This window comes from Roseibium sp. MMSF_3544 (genome assembly GCF_030732845.1).
Taxonomy (GTDB): Bacteria; Pseudomonadota; Alphaproteobacteria; order Rhizobiales; family Stappiaceae; genus Roseibium.
In genome coordinates, this window is sequence record NZ_JASHKA010000011.1 from 152,553 (window position 1) to 167,491 (window position 14,939).

Below are 14,939 nucleotides of genomic sequence, written 5' to 3' on the forward strand. Positions count from 1 at the left end.
AAATGCATGAAACACTTGAATTTGTTCCGCTGAAGCTGACGCGGTAATCAAGTTCAGAACTGTCAGCCGGGCGTATTCCGGTTTTGCGAACCGCAGTGGCAGATGACACCGGAGGACAAGATGCCATCATTTGAACTCTTCATCGGGAACAAGAACTATTCTTCCTGGTCGCTCCGCCCGTGGATTGCGCTTAGACAAAAAGAGATCCCGTTCACTGAGACACTGGTTCCGTTCGACTTTGAAAACGGCAATCCCAAATTCCGCGACTTTTCACCAAGCATGAAAGTTCCGGTCCTGAAGGATGGCGACCTGACGGTCTGGGACAGCCTTGCGATACTCGAATATGCCGCCGACCGCTTTCCGGAAAAGGGCCTTTGGCCTGAGGAAATAAGTGCACGCGCAAGGGCAAGAGCCGTGTCGGCAGAAATGCACTCAGGTTTTGCGGCCTTGCGCAACGCTTGCCCGATGAACATGCGGCGACCCGTGGAAGTCCTTGGTGTCGACGACACGGTCACGGCCGATGTGAATCGTATTCTTGATGTCTGGACCGAATGCCTGGAAAGATCGGGTGGTCCCTTCCTCTTCGGTGACTTCACGATCGCAGATGCCATGTATGCGCCCGTTGTCAGCCGGTTCGCCACCTATACGCTCAGCGAATCTCCGGTCTTTCAGCAATATGCTGCGGCTCTGACCGGAACGGGTGCGTGGCAGGAGTGGGAAAAAGAGGCGCTCAAGGAAACCTGGTACGTCGCCGAGGACGAAATCTAGCTGCTCTTCGTGCGGCTGTCGTCACCAAAGGTGTCTTCCAGCGCTCCCATCTCGTCGAAATAGGATTGCAGCCGGTCGACGAAACGGCGAACCTTGAGCGGAATGAACCGGTTGGACGGATAGACCGCATGGATCGGATGAGGCGGGTATCGCCAGTCCGGCAGAACGAGTTCAAGCTCGCCCGCTTTCAGATAGGGCTCGATCATCCACCGGTTTGCCAGCGAGATACCAAGTCCGGCGAGGGCAGCCTGCCGCAAGGTCGCAGAATTGTTGACGATCATCGAGGGGGTGATCTTGACCGAGAGCTTCTCGCCGAGAGTGCTGATGAAAGGCACTCGGTCGCCGGTGGAGATGTTCTTGTAGAGCAGGTAGTCGTGATCCGGCAGATCCGCCGGGTGGCGCGGGCGGCCCGTCCTTTCAAGATATTCGGGCGAAGCAACGAGGCAGCGCTGCGCCAGACCCAGTTTGCGCACGATCAGCCGTTCGTCCTTGATCTCACCCATGCGGATGGCAACGTCCAGACGTTCCTGGATCACGTCCACGAACTGGTCCGAGAGCGAAACATCCAAAAGAAGGCAGGGGTGTTCCTTCTTGAAGCGGATCAGGAACTCGGAGAGCACACTCTCGGCGAAACCAAGCGGCAGGCCGATCGATATCGGGCCGGACATCTGTGCGTCTTCGCTTTGGACAGATCTGTCGGCCTCAACCAACCGCTCAAGGATGTCGCGGGCGTAGGCGTAATAGCGTTCGCCGGCCTCGGTCAGATGGAGCTGCCGCGTGGTCCGGTTCAAGAGCCGCGTGCCGAGTTCCTCCTCCAGGCTTCGGACCTGTTGGCTGATCGCGGGTTGAGAAATTCCCAGCCGCTTTGCTGCTGCGGAAAAACTGCCCAGATTGACCGATTGAACGAAGCCGGAGAGCGCACTGAGTTTGTCCATTGGAACTTCTCGTTTCTGACATTCGAGATGACGGGATCGTTATATAACCCTCACTTATGAGTTTTATAAGGTTTGCCAACCTTTAAAAACAGAACGAATGAAACACCTAGTAGAGAGCCCCGCCTGTGTCGTGGTTGGGGCGTCTCCGAAACATCTTCTTCAGGTCTAGCCGGGAGGCACTTCATGACCATTTCCGACATTTCTCTTTCAAGACGATCCTTGCTGGGAGCCGCCGCTGGTGCTGGAGCGCTCGCTGCCGCCGGGAGCGTCACGATCGGTTCAGGTGCTGCCAGTGCAGCTGCGCCGCAGGCCGGAGCGCCGCTACCGGGTGCGTTGCGTTACAAGGTGGGCGACATGGAAGTCACCGCCCTGTTGGACGGGCATCTCGACGTGACCCCGGAAGTTGTCGTCGGATACGATGCCGCCGAAGGCAAGCGGTTGCGGGATGTCGCGCTGATTGAGGGCGAGGCGCTGCGTATTCCGGTCAACGCCTATCTCGTCAATACAGGCGACCGTCTCGTTCTCGTCGATGCCGGCACATCAGATGCGCTCGGTCCGACGATGGGCCGTCTGCCATCAGCGCTGGAGGCCGCCGGGGTGTCTCCAGATCAGATCGACGCCGTTCTGATCACCCACATGCATCCGGATCATCTGTTTGGCGCGATTGACGGGGACGGAAATAGGATTTTCGCCAACGCGGAGCTGATACTGCCCGAACTCGACAATGCCTTCTGGTTCGACGATGCCGCCATGAACGGCGCTCCGGAGCAATTCAAGCCCTTCTTCCTCGGCGCGCGCAAGGCGGCGGAGGCCTATAAGGGCAACCAGACCCTGTTTGCAGGCGACAAGGAGCTGCTGCCCGGCGTTCAGGCAATGGCTTTGCCGGGCCACACCCCCGGACACACCGGGTATGTTTTCGACAGCAACGGCGAAACGCTTGTTGTTGCCGGCGACATCATCCACATGACCGTCTACCAGTTCGACAAGCCGGAGTGGGGTATCGGGTTCGATATCGATTCTGGTCAGGCAGCCGAAACCCGCAAGAAATTCTTCGATCAGGCCGCAAGCGACAAGCTGTTCTTTGCCGGAGCTCACATCCCGTTCCCGGGCATGGGCCGTGTTGCGAAGCATGGTGACGGTTACCGGTTCGTACCTGCCGGCTGGCCCTACACTTACTGATCGCGAATGAAGGGATGGGCCCGGTGGATTTTTGCCGGGCTCACCTGATTCCGAAGCCGGAGAAGGGCAGGTAGGTCACCATGTCGCCAGCCTTGATCGAAGTGACCTCTTCAGGGATTTCGATCAGCCCGTCTGCTTCACGCAGACCTGTGATCAGGCCGGAACCGTCCCGCATGAACTTGCAGGCAGCAGGCCGGCCTTCATCGTCTTTGCCAAGGTATCCGCGGTAAAACTCGCGTCGATCCGGCTTCTTTTTGGGGATTTCAAAAGCGGCGGGCATCTGGAACCCCTGTGGCTCCAGAAACGGTCCCCCGCACAGGCGGTTCAGCACAGGCCTTGCATAAAGAAGAAAGCAAACCATCGCGGCGACAGGGTTTCCGGGAAGGCCGAGAAAGACGCAGGACCCGATGTTGCCGAACATCATCGGTCGACCAGGCTTGATGGCCAATTGCCACATGTGTCTGTTACCGAGCGCATCCAACACTTCCAGAATATGGTCTTCCTCGCCACGGCTTGCTCCGCCGGTCGTCAGGATGACGTCAAATCGGGACGCTGCGTCCCTGAGAACCGATTCCACTGTTTCCCTGTTGTCTTTCAGGATGCCGAGGTCCTCGACCTCAACAGGAACGGTTGCCGCGAGGCCGCGCAGAAGAAAGTGGTTCGCGTCGTAGACATCGCCAACGGTGATCAGGTCTCCCGGCCGGCGCAACTCGTCCCCTGTTGAAATCAGGGCAACCTTGAGTTTCCGGTAGACGCTGACTTCGGCCTGACCGGTCGAAGCAATGGCGGCAAGGTCCTGAGGGCGGAGCCTTTGGCCGACCGCCAGGACGGCGGCCCCTTCAGCAACGTCTTCCCCGGCCTTTCGGCAATTTGCGCCCGGCTTGAGTCCTTGCGGCACGATGACAAAATCTTCGCCGTCCTGATGATGAGGCTCGCAATCTTCCTGCATGGCAACAGTATCGGCGCCCGGCGGCATGACAGCGCCGGTGAAGATCCTGGCGGCCGCCCATGGGCCAAGCGCGGCGCTGCTTGCGTGACCGGCGGCAACGCGTTGCTGCAGCCTGAAAAAACCACCCGCCTCATCAAAATCGGCATGCCGGAAGGCATACCCGTCGACCGCGGAGTTGTCGGCAAGCGGCACGTCGCGCGGCGCGGTAATGTCTTCGGCGAGTATACGTTCCAGGGCGTGTTCCAGCCTGACGCTTTCTTTGCCGGCAATCGGAAACAGCCGCTCTTTCAGGATTTCAAGCGCCTCGTGGTGCTTCAGCCTGTCCTTGTCATGAAGAAAACAGTCGTCCAGAAGTTTCTTGCCGGTCATTGTCCCGATCTCTTGAGACCCAGGTGTTCCTGAATGAAGTCTGCCATCGCCGCCACGTCGTCCAGATCGAAAACCGGTAAGGTTTCACCGGTCAGACTGTGATCGGCAGCAATAGCCATGATATTCGGATCGGACGGTGAAAGCGGCCCTCTGTCAACGGTTTCCGTGCGCCGTGCTTCGATTTTGGGATGGTTCTCGCGCTTGTATCCCTCAATCAGGATCAGGTCGCATGGAGCCAGCCGTGACAGAATCTCATTGAGCGGAGGTTCCTCTTCATTGCGAAGTTCGTGCATCAGTGCCCATCTTCGCCCGGAAACGAGCGCGACTTCGCTCGCACCGGCTTCCCGGTGGCGGTAGCTGTCGGCCCCAGGCCTGTCGATATCGAAGTTGTGGTGGGCGTGCTTGACCGTCGACACCTTGAAGCCGCGCGCGGTGAATTCCGCAACGAGCCTGGTGACAAGCTGTGTTTTGCCGGAGTTTTTCCAGCCCGTAATGCCAAAGACGGGAGTTTCTGTCATGAGAAGCGAGAGCTCAGAGTATTTCGGACCTTGACCAGGTCATCGGGTTTGTTTGCGTTGAAGAACGGGTCGAGCCCCGTTGCTGGATCGACATCGAAGGAAACTTCAACGCTGTCATGCCGGTCGACGAAAGCGAGCACCTTGCCGCTCTGTCCTGTTTGAAGCCATGTTCGCAGGTCGTCGTAAAGAGCGACCGGCCAAAGCCCGAAGACAGGGTGAAGCTTGCTGGAGGAGGACGCCAGCGCAATAACGGGTTTGTCGGCAGGAACGGAGGAACACAGGCGCTCGACGAGATTGGTCGGAAAGAACGGCGTGTCGCCGGCAACAGAGACCACATGGGTCACATCCGGATTTTGTTCCCTCGCATGGGTCAGGCCCGCAAGCACACCGGCAAGCGGTCCCGCATATTCACCCACCGGATCAGCAACGACAGGGAGATTGAATTGCGCAAACCGGCCGGGATCGCCGTTGGCGTTCAATATGATCTCCGAAAGCTGGTTTGACAGCCGCGCCAGAATGATTTCCAGCATGGACCTTCCGCCAACATCCAGAAGGCTCTTGTCGCCGCCGCCCATACGTCTCGACTGGCCACCAGCGAGAACGCAGCCAAGCACCTTGTCTGTGGTCAAGGTTTTACGCTTCGCCATCATCGTGCTGCCAGGCTCCCCTTGCGCTTTGCTTTCTCAGGTTCTTCTTCCGCGACGGACGGGTCCATGTCGAAATCAATTCGCTCTGCGCCGGACAGGGCGACGAACCGTTTGCCACGTGCGCGGCCAATGAGAGTAAGCCCGGACTGGCGCGCAAGTTCGACGCCCCAGGCGGTAAATCCGGACCGCGACACGAGAATGGGAATGCCCATCATGACGGTCTTGATGACCATTTCCGAGGTCAGGCGGCCTGTCGTGTAGAAAATCTTGTCACCCGCCGGGATGTTGTTCAGGACCATCCAGCCGGCGATCTTGTCGACCGCATTGTGCCGTCCGACGTCTTCCATGTAGACGAGCGGCTGGTCCTCACTGCACAACACGCATCCGTGGATTGCTCCCGCCTCCAGGTAAAGCGATGGGGTTGTGTTGATCGTCTTGGTCAGCGCGTAGAGCCACGAGGTTCTGAGACGGGCATCGGAAGGAAGGGAGACGGTTTCAAAGCCCTCCATGACATCACCGAAAACAGTGCCTTGAGCGCAACCGGACGTGCGCACCTTCTTCTTGAGCTTTTCCTCGAAATTCGTTTCCCGCTCGGTTCGCACAATGACGACTTCAAGATCCTCGTCATAGTCGATACCGGTAATGACATCGTCGGCATCAAGCATGTTCTGGTTCTTGAGATAACCGACGGCCAGCAGATCCGGATGATCGCCGATGGTCATCATCGTGACGACTTCCTGAGAATTGAGATAGAGCGTCAGGGGTTTTTCGGTCACAACTCTGGTTTCGACCGGGTCGCTGTTCTGGTCGATACCGACAACGGAAGTTGAAAGCCTGGGATCCAGGGGGTCTGGTTTCAGCACGAATGAGCCTGACAAAGGCGCACGACTCCATATGTGTTTGTTTTGGAAACACTATGGGACGCCGGAGGAGGAGGGCAAGGCTTTACTTCGCAAAATCCGGCGTTGTGAACACGGCTTGGCGGCACCGGATAGCACAGGCTCATCTGACAGAGACGATCAGGCAGTCAATTGCCCAAGGGCGCTGGCTTCAAACAAGGGACGACTTCGGTATGACGTTGCAGACGTTGTAGCCCGCAATTCATGAACGAACGGATGGAAAAGACACCCGATCAGATCATGAGCATGTCGTTCGTCAGCCTGCCTGCCTGCAGTTCCATCGCGAAGTGGCTGAAGGCAAGGTACGCCTCTTCCCGCGAGACGTCTGCGGGATGATCGAGCACCGGACGCAGAACCGGATGCCGGTGCGCTGCGACGCCGTCGGTCAGATCCCGAAAGAACATCAGGGAGTTTGGAAACAGGCGAAAATCGACCGGTTCGTGGATGATGCCCTCAATGTCATGGAGACGTGGATCGTTCATGACGCAGTAGACAGTTTCCAGCACTTGGCCGGTCTGGCCTTCAAGAACCTGGATAATGTGTTGGTCCACCAGAAGAAGTGCGCCGGTAACACCGGCCTTCCGGTTGATGCGGCGAATGCGAAGCAGCGTTCTGTCGATTTCATCGGGGAGGGGCAAACGCATGTTGTCCCACTTGATTCTGCTGCGGTAGCAGGCCCGGTAAAGCTCCATTGCGTGTCCAATCTTATTTTGCCTATAAGATCAGCCTGCGCCCGAATTCCTCATAATTGCTTAAAATCTTAGTCAAATTGGAAGAAGAGGGTGGATAATTACGCTCATCCCCAACAGTTCTGCGGGAGTGTGTGCTTCAAAGATGCGTTCATGGTTAAAGAAAGCTGTGAAAAACAACGTTTGTTCATCTTTTGGAAGTGAACAGATCTATCTCGTCTCCGCAAGTTTGAAATCCAGTCCTGCTTTGACCGCAGGCCACTCGTGGGGGAGAATCGAATAGACAGCGGTATCGCGAAGCGAACCGTCCGGCATACGCAGGTGAGAGCGCAGAATTCCATCCAGCTTTGCGCCCAGTCGCTCGATGGCAGCGCGGCTTTGCCGGTTCATGAAGTGCGTCCTGAACTCCACGGCGATACAGTCGAGCTCTTCAAAGGCATGCGCGAGCAACATGCGTTTGCATTCCGTATTGAGGCGTGTTCGTTGCACGGCCTTTCGATACCACGTCGACCCGATTTCAACCCTTTTGTTGACGGCATCAACATTCATGTAAGTCGTCATTCCGACGGCTTTACCGTCCGGCGTCAGAACCGCGAACGGGAGCATTGATCCGTCCCGTTGCAAGCCGAGACGTCGTTCGATTTCGGCGGCCACCTGGTCGGGTGCCGGGATCGTTGTGTACCAGGCTTTCCAGAGATCCCCTTCAGCGGTGGCTTCCGCAAGGTCGGAGGTGTGAGCATCGGTAAGCGGTACGAGTGATGCAAAGTCTCCGCTCAAGGTGACAGGTAGGGGCCAAGTCATGTCTTGGAACTCCAGGTCGTATTACCGGGTTTCAAAACGGGCGTTCTTCGCCGGTCCATTTGAAGAACTTGCCCGTGTCTGCAAGTTGAAGTGATTTTGCAACGTCGAAAATGCCTTGTGCCACTTCAATCGGAGAATTGTCTGCGGATGGTCCACCCATGTCCGTGCGCACCCAGCCCGGATCGATCAAAGCAACCGGAATGCCCTCCGGCTCCAAGGCGGTAGCAAGTCCCTGCATGACCTTGTTCACGGCCGCCTTGGACGCGCGATAGGCGAGCGTGTCGGGCTTGCGATAGCCCATCCAGGACATCTGGCTCGAAATGGTCACGATCCTGCTGTCCTCCGCGCGTCTAAGGTGCGGCAGGAAGAGTTGTGAGACGGCCAGCGGTGCGAGCGTATTCACCTCAAGCGTCCTGGCAAATCCCTCAAAGTCCATGTCCAGCGGCGTTTGCCGATCCGGAGTGATAATGCCGGCGTTGTTGATGAGGAGGTCCAGATCGGCGGAAAGTTCTGCCGCTGCCGTACCGACAGCGGAATGATCGGTGACATCAAAAACAATCGGAACGTATCCAGCACCCAACTGGTCGGCACTTCGCAGCGCTGTTTCTTGTGATCTTACGGAACCATAGACTGTCCAGCCCTCGGCGAGGGCAACGCGGGCAAGTTCAAATCCGATCCCGCGGTTGGTCGCGGTAATAAGGCAGGCGGGCATTGAATTTCCTGAAATGAACTCTTGAGATCTGCCGTGTGGACGGCTGGACCAGCAATTTACGCCAGCAAAACGGAAGCGCAACTGTTTTGAGACGTGAAAAAGGCTGCGATAGGCGACTTGTTTTTGTTGCCGCGCAAATTAGATTTGCGTTCAAACACCGGTGAGACAGCTTGCCGGCTGGCGCAGGCACAGGACTGAGAAATGAGCGATACCATCAAGAATGCCGTCATCGAAAAACTTCGGCAAATCAAGGGCCCCAACCTTGAGGGCAACATAGTTTCGCTCGGCCTCGTCTCCGATGTTTTTGTGTCCGACGGCCGTGTTGCTTTCTCCATTACGGTTCCGGCTGAACGAGCCCAGGAACTGGAGCCCTTGCGGCAAGCTGCCGAAAAAGTGGTCAAGGAAGTTGACGGCGTTGAAAACGCAATGGTCGCATTGACCGCCGAACGCGCACCGGGTGGTGCCCGAAACACGCCGTCGCGACCGGCGCCCAGCCGGCCGCAGCGCGCACCCGAGGAACAGGCAGCGTCAAAACCGGGCGTACCGGGAATAAAGCACATCATTGCCGTTGCCTCCGGCAAAGGCGGTGTCGGCAAATCGACGACCACGGCGAACCTTGCGCTCGCGATGGCCGCCAACGGCCTAAAGGTCGGTGTTCTTGATGCAGATATTTACGGACCGTCCGTGCCGCGCCTCTTCAACGTATCCGGCCGCCCAGAGTCCGTGTCCGGGCGTGTACTCAAACCGCTGGAGGGTTACGGCATCAAGGTGATGTCGATGGGGTTCATGGTTGAAGAGGAAACCCCGATGATCTGGCGCGGCCCGATGGTCATCTCGGCGCTGACGCAGATGCTGCGGGAAGTGGCCTGGGGCGATCTCGACGTCCTTGTCGTTGACATGCCCCCGGGAACCGGAGATGCACAGCTGACAATGGCACAGCAGGTACCACTTGCCGGCGCCGTAATCGTTTCGACACCGCAGGATCTTGCGCTGATCGATGCCCGCAAGGGGCTGAACATGTTCAAGCGGGTCGATGTGCCGGTGCTCGGAATTATCGAAAACATGAGCTATTTCCTGTGCCCGGACTGCGGTTCGCGCCACGATATCTTCGGTCACGGCGGCGCACGGGACGAAGCGTCGCGTCTCGGTGTTCCGTTTCTCGGGGAAATTCCTCTGCTGATGAAGATCAGGGAAACGTCGGACGCGGGCACACCGATTGTCGTGTCGGACCCTGAGGGCACTGTTGCGGGCATTTACAAGGACATCGCGGCAAAGGTCGCCGGCGAAGTTGAAACCGCCGCTTCATCTGCTGAGCGGGCAGCACCGCAGATCGTGTTCGACTAAGACCAGCGATAGCATTCATGCCAAGGCGATACAGCAATCAAGCCAATCTCTTCGGTTAGATAATCGAGTGGCTCAACACTTCGCCGAAGAGTTTATTGTGGCGCTTGTAGACGTCTTCGCCGAAGAGCATCGAAAACAGGGTATGAGCGTGCGCATAAACACTGCTCTTGGTGCGATTGAGCGAAGCAGCGTGATCCTGAAGTGCCGTCTGATCACCCTGTTGCATCCTTTGATAAATCGTCTGGTAGACTTCTTGATGGTCACGACGGATTTTACCCACGGCTTCGATGCAGGCCGCTTCATAGCTTGTCGGGTATCCGCCCGGATGCTTGGGCAAGCCAAGTATTATTGAGGCATCCTCGTCCTGGGGCAGCAGCGCCGTGTTCCAAGGGTCGACGGGATAGTAATCGCAGCTGATCATCAGAAATGAAGCATGGTCGGATCGCCAGACCGTCCAGGGCAACATTGCAAACGGAGTAACCTTTGCACCACCTAGCGGACGTGCATTCACTTTTTCAAGAAACTGGTCCTGCTGCGCACGTCTGCGGGCGAACTCAGCGTCGATGCTTTCCTGTGTCGGAACAAGATTGCTTGGGTCGTCTGGTCCAAGTCCCAACTCCCGGAGCATGTTTCCATGTGGGCCCGAAAAAATCTCCTTGGGAATCAGGCGCGTCACCCCGTCTGGATCGGGGCTCGGTCGGGGAATATTGGTTGGCTTTGCGGTAGCCGGATTGCGCTTTCCAAATACAGCCATGAGACGATACACCCTTCAAAGCAGTCAAAAGCATTTGAAGTTGTATTTAACAACCCTGGGTAAAGCCCGGCTTAATCGCGATGTGCAATGTTGAATCATTCGGCGAAAGACAAATCGCGACCGGCAATCAAGCGTGAAATGACTTCGTTGCTGCGCTGCCAACGTGTCTTTGGCGAAAGCGCCATCGTACGCGGGCAACACTATTAAGTTTTTGAATGATAACGAATATTCTCGAAGTCATCCGGCTGTTGTAGCACCGGAGCGAGATTTCACGAGCAGATCACGCCAACCCTGTAGAGTGATAGCTGTCGAATACCGGGCAGATTCAATTCACTTTAGAGGTTTATCACAGGGCATGCTTCCCCGCCGTCTTGAGCGCACTGTTGTCGAAGGCAAACCTTCGCTAAGCGTGTTGGTCGCGATATCGACGGTCAGTCCTTTGGCGATGCAAATATATCTGCCGTCTCTCGCGGGCATGATGATTGTGTTCAGCGCCTCGGCGAGCGAAATCCAGCTGTCCATGTCGGCCTATTTTGTTGCGGTTGCGGTCTCCCAATTGTTCTGGGGGCCATTATCCGACCAGTTCGGCCGCCGGCCCGTGATCATTGCCGGCATGATCCTCTTTGTAATAGGCAGCATCTTGTGTCTCGTCGCACCGACGATCGAAGCGCTGATCGCGGCACGGGTTCTGCAGGCTGCCGGCGGGTGTACAGGCATGGTGCTCGGCCGTGCGATCGTCAGAGACCTCTACGGTCCGCGGCAATCGGCAAGCATGATCGGGTACGTGACAATGGGCATGGCCGTCATGCCGACGATTGCACCTGCTGTCGGTGGTCTGCTGGATGAGTTTTACGGCTGGCAGGGCGGATTCTTCCTGTTGCTTCTGTTCGGCATCGCAGTGCTGGCTGCAACCGTCTTTTATTTGCCGGAAACCAAAAAGGATCGAGTGTCGGTCGGGCCCGGTGAAGTGCTGCGCTCCTACCGCGTTTTGACGAAAGAACCGCTGTTCTGGAGTTATGCACTTACAGCCGCGTTTTCCGCGCTTACGTATTTCGCATATCTCGGCGGCGCTCCCTTCATTTCCGCACAGCTTCTGTCTTTGAGCGCAGCGGAGATGGGGTTCTATTTCATGTTCGTGGCACTCGGATACATTGTCGGAAACTTCATTTCGGGCAGATTTTCCGAGCGTTTCGGTCTTTATCCGATGATCGTTGCAGGAACGCTGATCGGCGCGCTGGCGGTCGGATTGATCGGCGGATTTGCCTATTTCGGCATTGTCACGGCTGCGAGCCTGTTTTTGCCGATGTTCGTGCTCGGTCTTGGAAACGGTGTCTGCCTGCCAAGCGCAATTTCGGGTGCTGTCAGTGTTCGACCGGAACTTTCCGGTTCAGCCTCAGGCCTTGTCGCCTCTTTGCAGGTCGGTATGGGCGCAATTGCAGGATCACTCGTTGCCTGGCTCTTTGCCGACAGCTTCCTGGCAGGTTCACCCTGGAGCATGATACTGATCATGGTTCTGGGCATAGGCGCAAGCTTGATCGCTGCGTTCTCGATCAAGCGTATCGAAACAACAGAAAAACTGATGCCGGCGGAATAAGCGGCCTGCTAGAGCATCACCTCAGCTTCAGCCGCCGGTAACGCTCATATGGCGGGACACTGCAGGTTGTCTGGACTTCCGGTCGATGACGAAATCATGACCCTTCGGCTTGCGCCCGATCGCCTCGTCAATGGCATCGTTCAGAAGGTCATTGCCCTCTGAAGCGCGCAATGGTGCACGAAGGTCCGCCATGTCGTCCTGGCCCAGGCACATGTAAAGCTGTCCGGTGCAGGTTACGCGCACCCTGTTGCAGCTTTCGCAGAAATTGTGCGTGAGCGGCGTAATGAAGCCAAGCCGTCCGCCAGTTTCTTCAATCGTCACATAGCGGGCCGGGCCACCGGTCTTGTAGGGAATATCGTTAAGAGTGAATTGGTCCGAGAGGCTGGCGCGTACTTTGGACAGCGGCAGATACTGGTCTGTGCGGTCGCCGTCGATCTCGCCAAGGGGCATGGTTTCGATAAGCGTTAGGTCGTGGCCCTGATCGTGGCACCATTCGAGCATCGAAACGATCTCGTGTTCATTCACCTCCTTCAACGCAACCATGTTGACCTTGACCTTCAATCCGGCCGCGGTCGCCGCGCGGATACCGTCCATGACCTTGCCGAGGTCTCCCCAGCGGGTGACAGCCTTGAATTTCTGGGCATCCAGTGTGTCGATGGAAACGTTGATGCGCCGGACACCGCAATCGTAAAGCTCATTCGCGTAGCGGGCGAGTTGTGAGCCATTTGTCGTGATCGTCAGTTCTTCAAGTGCACCGCTGTCCAAATGCCGTCCGAGGCTCCGGATCAGGCTCATGATGTTCTTGCGGACCAGTGGCTCACCACCGGTCAGGCGCAGCTTGCGAACGCCCTTTTCGATAAACGCAGTGCAAAGGCGGTCGAGCTCTTCCAGGCTCAGCACTTCGCGTTTTGGCAGAAAGGTCATGTCCTCCGCCATGCAATAGACACAACGGAAATCACAACGGTCGGTGACGGAAACGCGCAGATACGTTACGGCGCGGCCGAACGGGTCTATCATCGGAGACGGCGAGCCGACGGTATCCGCTGGTTTTGAAGGTACTACAATCTTACCGTCTGTCACGCTCTGCTCTCCCACGAACTCTTTGTTATTGACCACATCATATGGCGCTGTCTGGGCCAATATCAATTGAAACCGGACTGCCAACATCCGGTTTTCGTACTCAGGTAAACTTGTCAGTGTATTCTTGTCAATCCAACCGATCCCGCGGGCGGCCATGCTGTCGGGAATTTGATCTGTTCGGACCGGGCGCCGTATGAAAGTGAGGCGCAGAAATTTAGGAATGTCATGAAGACACTCGTTTGGTTCCGGCAGGACCTCAGAACCGCTGATAATCCGGCATTGTTCGAAGCAGCTGCCAAAGGTGATGTCTTACCGGTCTATATCCACGAGGACCCTGAGCAGACCGGTGAAACCCATCCGCTGGGCGGTGCAAGCAAATGGTGGCTGCATCACAGTCTTCTTGCGCTCAAGAAGGCTCTGCCGGGTCTTAAGATACTGAGGGGCGATGCCCGCCATCTGATCCCCGCCATAGCCCGGGAAACGGGCGCGGACGCGGTTTACTGGAACCGGTGCTACGAACCGCACGCAATTGAGCGGGACACAGAGATCAAGGCCGATCTGAAGGCCAATGGTACAGACGCTCAAAGCTTCAAGGCATCACTGCTTTATGAACCGTGGGAACTGAAGAACAAGTCGGGCGGCTCCTTCAAGGTCTATTCGCCATTCTGGAAGGCAGCACAACAAGTGGATGTGAGCGAACCGCTCCCGGTTCCTGGAAACGTGAGCTATGTCGACTACCAGCATGACGAACCACTCGACCGTCTCGCGCTTTTGCCTGAAAAACCGAACTGGGCGGCAGGCTGGGAGGCGCTCTGGACACCGGGTGAACAAGGAGCCCTGCAAAGCCTGAGAAGGTTCCTTGCGTCCGGGTTGGACGGATACGGAGAATTGCGGAACCGGCCTGATCTGCCCAACGTATCAAGATTATCGCCGCATCTTCACTTCGGCGATATCTCGCCTCGCCAGATCTGGCATGAGACCCGGAAGCGCATGTCAGTTGACCCCGGATCTCACAAGGACGGCATGAAGTTTTTGTCCGAGATCGCCTGGCGCGAATTCTCATATCACCTTCTGTATCATTTCCCTGATCTTCCTTCCGCGAACTGGCGCGGGTCTTTTGATGCCTATCCCTGGCGGGAAAGCCATGAAGATCTCGAGCGCTGGCAGAAGGGCCTGACCGGATATCCGATTGTCGACGCCGGAATGCGCGAACTTTGGCACACAGGATACATGCACAACCGGGTCCGTATGATCGTTGCGAGCTTTCTGATAAAGCATCTTCGGCTTCACTGGCGCCACGGTGAAGCCTGGTTCCGTGACACGCTCCTTGATGCCGATCTTGCCAACAATTCTGCAAGCTGGCAGTGGGTCGCAGGATCGGGTGCGGACGCCGCGCCTTATTTCCGGATCTTCAATCCAATCACGCAGGGCCTGAAATTCGATCCGGAAGGAACATATGTCAGGCACTGGGTGCCCGAGCTGAAGGATCTTGAGACTGCCAATCTCTTTGCCCCGTTTGATGCGCCCAAAGTGGTGCTGGAGCGGGAAGGGGTGACGCTTGGAAAGACGTACCCCTTGCCGATCGTTGATCATGGCGCGGCCCGCCAGGCAGCGCTTGAAGGCTACGAAGCGGTGAAGCTGGCGGGGCAAAACGCCGCTTGACGGATAAGGCACGCGCGTTATCGTCCGCGGGGTCCGGCA

The 14,939-nt window shown here is 57.0% G+C and carries 15 protein-coding genes; 5 read left to right on the forward strand and 10 right to left on the reverse strand.

From position 1 onward, the window contains the following. Window positions 1-120 precede the first annotated feature (120 nt). Complete coding sequence (locus tag RBB47_RS17340; RefSeq protein ID WP_305987116.1) at window positions 121-768, forward strand: glutathione S-transferase family protein; 648 nt, start codon at window positions 121-123, stop codon at window positions 766-768. Here the strand turns inward: RBB47_RS17340 and RBB47_RS17345 are convergent. After that, the gene (locus tag RBB47_RS17345; RefSeq protein ID WP_305987117.1) at window positions 765-1,703 is read right to left on the reverse strand and encodes a LysR family transcriptional regulator; all 939 of its coding nucleotides are present in this window, start codon (window positions 1,701-1,703) and stop codon (window positions 765-767) included. The genes RBB47_RS17340 and RBB47_RS17345 overlap by 4 nt on opposite strands. A gap of 183 nt (window positions 1,704-1,886) precedes the next feature. Here RBB47_RS17345 and RBB47_RS17350 point away from each other — a divergent pair, with 183 nt between their 5' ends. Continuing rightward, window positions 1,887-2,882 carry an MBL fold metallo-hydrolase gene (locus tag RBB47_RS17350; RefSeq protein ID WP_305987118.1) on the forward strand — a complete coding sequence of 332 codons (996 nt, stop codon included), beginning with the start codon at window positions 1,887-1,889 and terminating at the stop codon, window positions 2,880-2,882. A gap of 40 nt (window positions 2,883-2,922) precedes the next feature. Here RBB47_RS17350 and glp read toward each other — a convergent pair whose 3' ends face one another. The 7 genes from glp to RBB47_RS17385 all read right to left on the reverse strand — a co-directional run bounded on the left by glp (window position 2,923) and on the right by RBB47_RS17385 (window position 8,466). Then, window positions 2,923-4,200, reverse strand: coding sequence for a gephyrin-like molybdotransferase Glp (glp, locus tag RBB47_RS17355; protein ID WP_305987119.1), 1,278 nt, complete (start codon window positions 4,198-4,200; stop codon window positions 2,923-2,925). After that, window positions 4,197-4,718, reverse strand: a complete 522-nt coding sequence (gene mobB, locus RBB47_RS17360) for a molybdopterin-guanine dinucleotide biosynthesis protein B (protein ID WP_305987120.1) — start codon at window positions 4,716-4,718, stop codon at window positions 4,197-4,199. Before mobB ends, glp begins: the two co-directional genes overlap by 4 nt. Continuing rightward, window positions 4,715-5,368 (reverse strand): molybdenum cofactor guanylyltransferase MobA, encoded by a 654-nt coding sequence (mobA, locus tag RBB47_RS17365; RefSeq protein ID WP_305987121.1) that lies wholly within the window; start codon window positions 5,366-5,368, stop codon window positions 4,715-4,717. Before mobA ends, mobB begins: the two co-directional genes overlap by 4 nt. Beyond that, the gene (fdhD, locus tag RBB47_RS17370) at window positions 5,365-6,228 is read right to left on the reverse strand and encodes a formate dehydrogenase accessory sulfurtransferase FdhD (protein ID WP_305987122.1); all 864 of its coding nucleotides are present in this window, start codon (window positions 6,226-6,228) and stop codon (window positions 5,365-5,367) included. Before fdhD ends, mobA begins: the two co-directional genes overlap by 4 nt. 269 nt (window positions 6,229-6,497) lie before the next feature. Further along, window positions 6,498-6,956, reverse strand: coding sequence for a BLUF domain-containing protein (locus tag RBB47_RS17375; protein WP_305987123.1), 459 nt, complete (start codon window positions 6,954-6,956; stop codon window positions 6,498-6,500). Between the two features lie 207 nt (window positions 6,957-7,163). Beyond that, the gene (locus RBB47_RS17380) at window positions 7,164-7,754 is read right to left on the reverse strand and encodes a GNAT family N-acetyltransferase (protein ID WP_305987124.1); all 591 of its coding nucleotides are present in this window, start codon (window positions 7,752-7,754) and stop codon (window positions 7,164-7,166) included. A gap of 31 nt (window positions 7,755-7,785) precedes the next feature. Continuing rightward, window positions 7,786-8,466 (reverse strand): SDR family oxidoreductase, encoded by a 681-nt coding sequence (locus RBB47_RS17385; RefSeq protein ID WP_305987125.1) that lies wholly within the window; start codon window positions 8,464-8,466, stop codon window positions 7,786-7,788. A gap of 201 nt (window positions 8,467-8,667) precedes the next feature. Between RBB47_RS17385 and apbC the strand changes: the two genes are divergently transcribed. Continuing rightward, the gene (gene apbC, locus RBB47_RS17390) at window positions 8,668-9,810 is read left to right on the forward strand and encodes an iron-sulfur cluster carrier protein ApbC (RefSeq protein ID WP_305987126.1); all 1,143 of its coding nucleotides are present in this window, start codon (window positions 8,668-8,670) and stop codon (window positions 9,808-9,810) included. A 55-nt stretch (window positions 9,811-9,865) separates the two neighbouring features. Here the strand turns inward: apbC and RBB47_RS17395 are convergent, their stop codons facing one another. Next, window positions 9,866-10,564, reverse strand: a complete 699-nt coding sequence (locus RBB47_RS17395) for a hypothetical protein (protein ID WP_305987127.1) — start codon at window positions 10,562-10,564, stop codon at window positions 9,866-9,868. 355 nt (window positions 10,565-10,919) lie between these two features. On the opposite strand from RBB47_RS17395, the gene RBB47_RS17400 reads away from it, so the two are divergent. Beyond that, window positions 10,920-12,158, forward strand: a complete 1,239-nt coding sequence (locus RBB47_RS17400) for a multidrug effflux MFS transporter (protein ID WP_305987128.1) — start codon at window positions 10,920-10,922, stop codon at window positions 12,156-12,158. Between the two features lie 27 nt (window positions 12,159-12,185). Here RBB47_RS17400 and moaA read toward each other — a convergent pair whose 3' ends face one another. Continuing rightward, entirely contained in the window at window positions 12,186-13,175 is a 990-nt protein-coding gene (moaA, locus tag RBB47_RS17405) for a GTP 3',8-cyclase MoaA (RefSeq protein ID WP_305987197.1), read from the reverse strand. A 288-nt stretch (window positions 13,176-13,463) separates the two neighbouring features. Between moaA and RBB47_RS17410 the strand changes: the two genes are divergently transcribed. After that, window positions 13,464-14,900 carry a deoxyribodipyrimidine photo-lyase gene (locus RBB47_RS17410; protein WP_305987129.1) on the forward strand — a complete coding sequence of 479 codons (1,437 nt, stop codon included), beginning with the start codon at window positions 13,464-13,466 and terminating at the stop codon, window positions 14,898-14,900. Window positions 14,901-14,939: the final 39 nt, after the last annotated feature.

Excerpts from the sequence above, each read along its gene's own strand:
- apbC (WP_305987126.1), top strand. The coding sequence starts at position 8,668 with ATGAGCGATACCATCAAGAATGCCGTCATCGAAAAACTTCGGCAAATC.
- RBB47_RS17400 (WP_305987128.1), top strand. The coding sequence starts at position 10,920 with ATGCTTCCCCGCCGTCTTGAGCGCACTGTTGTCGAAGGCAAACCTTCG.
- moaA (WP_305987197.1), bottom strand. The coding sequence starts at position 13,175 with ATGATAGACCCGTTCGGCCGCGCCGTAACGTATCTGCGCGTTTCCGTC.
- RBB47_RS17385 (WP_305987125.1), bottom strand. The coding sequence starts at position 8,466 with ATGCCCGCCTGCCTTATTACCGCGACCAACCGCGGGATCGGATTTGAA.
- RBB47_RS17395 (WP_305987127.1), bottom strand. The coding sequence starts at position 10,564 with ATGGCTGTATTTGGAAAGCGCAATCCGGCTACCGCAAAGCCAACCAAT.
- RBB47_RS17340 (WP_305987116.1), top strand. The coding sequence starts at position 121 with ATGCCATCATTTGAACTCTTCATCGGGAACAAGAACTATTCTTCCTGG.
- mobB (WP_305987120.1), bottom strand. The coding sequence starts at position 4,718 with ATGACAGAAACTCCCGTCTTTGGCATTACGGGCTGGAAAAACTCCGGC.
- RBB47_RS17350 (WP_305987118.1), top strand. The coding sequence starts at position 1,887 with ATGACCATTTCCGACATTTCTCTTTCAAGACGATCCTTGCTGGGAGCC.
- RBB47_RS17345 (WP_305987117.1), bottom strand. The coding sequence starts at position 1,703 with ATGGACAAACTCAGTGCGCTCTCCGGCTTCGTTCAATCGGTCAATCTG.
- glp (WP_305987119.1), bottom strand. The coding sequence starts at position 4,200 with ATGACCGGCAAGAAACTTCTGGACGACTGTTTTCTTCATGACAAGGAC.
- RBB47_RS17380 (WP_305987124.1), bottom strand. The coding sequence starts at position 7,754 with ATGACTTGGCCCCTACCTGTCACCTTGAGCGGAGACTTTGCATCACTC.
- RBB47_RS17375 (WP_305987123.1), bottom strand. The coding sequence starts at position 6,956 with ATGGAGCTTTACCGGGCCTGCTACCGCAGCAGAATCAAGTGGGACAAC.
- mobA (WP_305987121.1), bottom strand. The coding sequence starts at position 5,368 with ATGATGGCGAAGCGTAAAACCTTGACCACAGACAAGGTGCTTGGCTGC.
- RBB47_RS17410 (WP_305987129.1), top strand. The coding sequence starts at position 13,464 with ATGAAGACACTCGTTTGGTTCCGGCAGGACCTCAGAACCGCTGATAAT.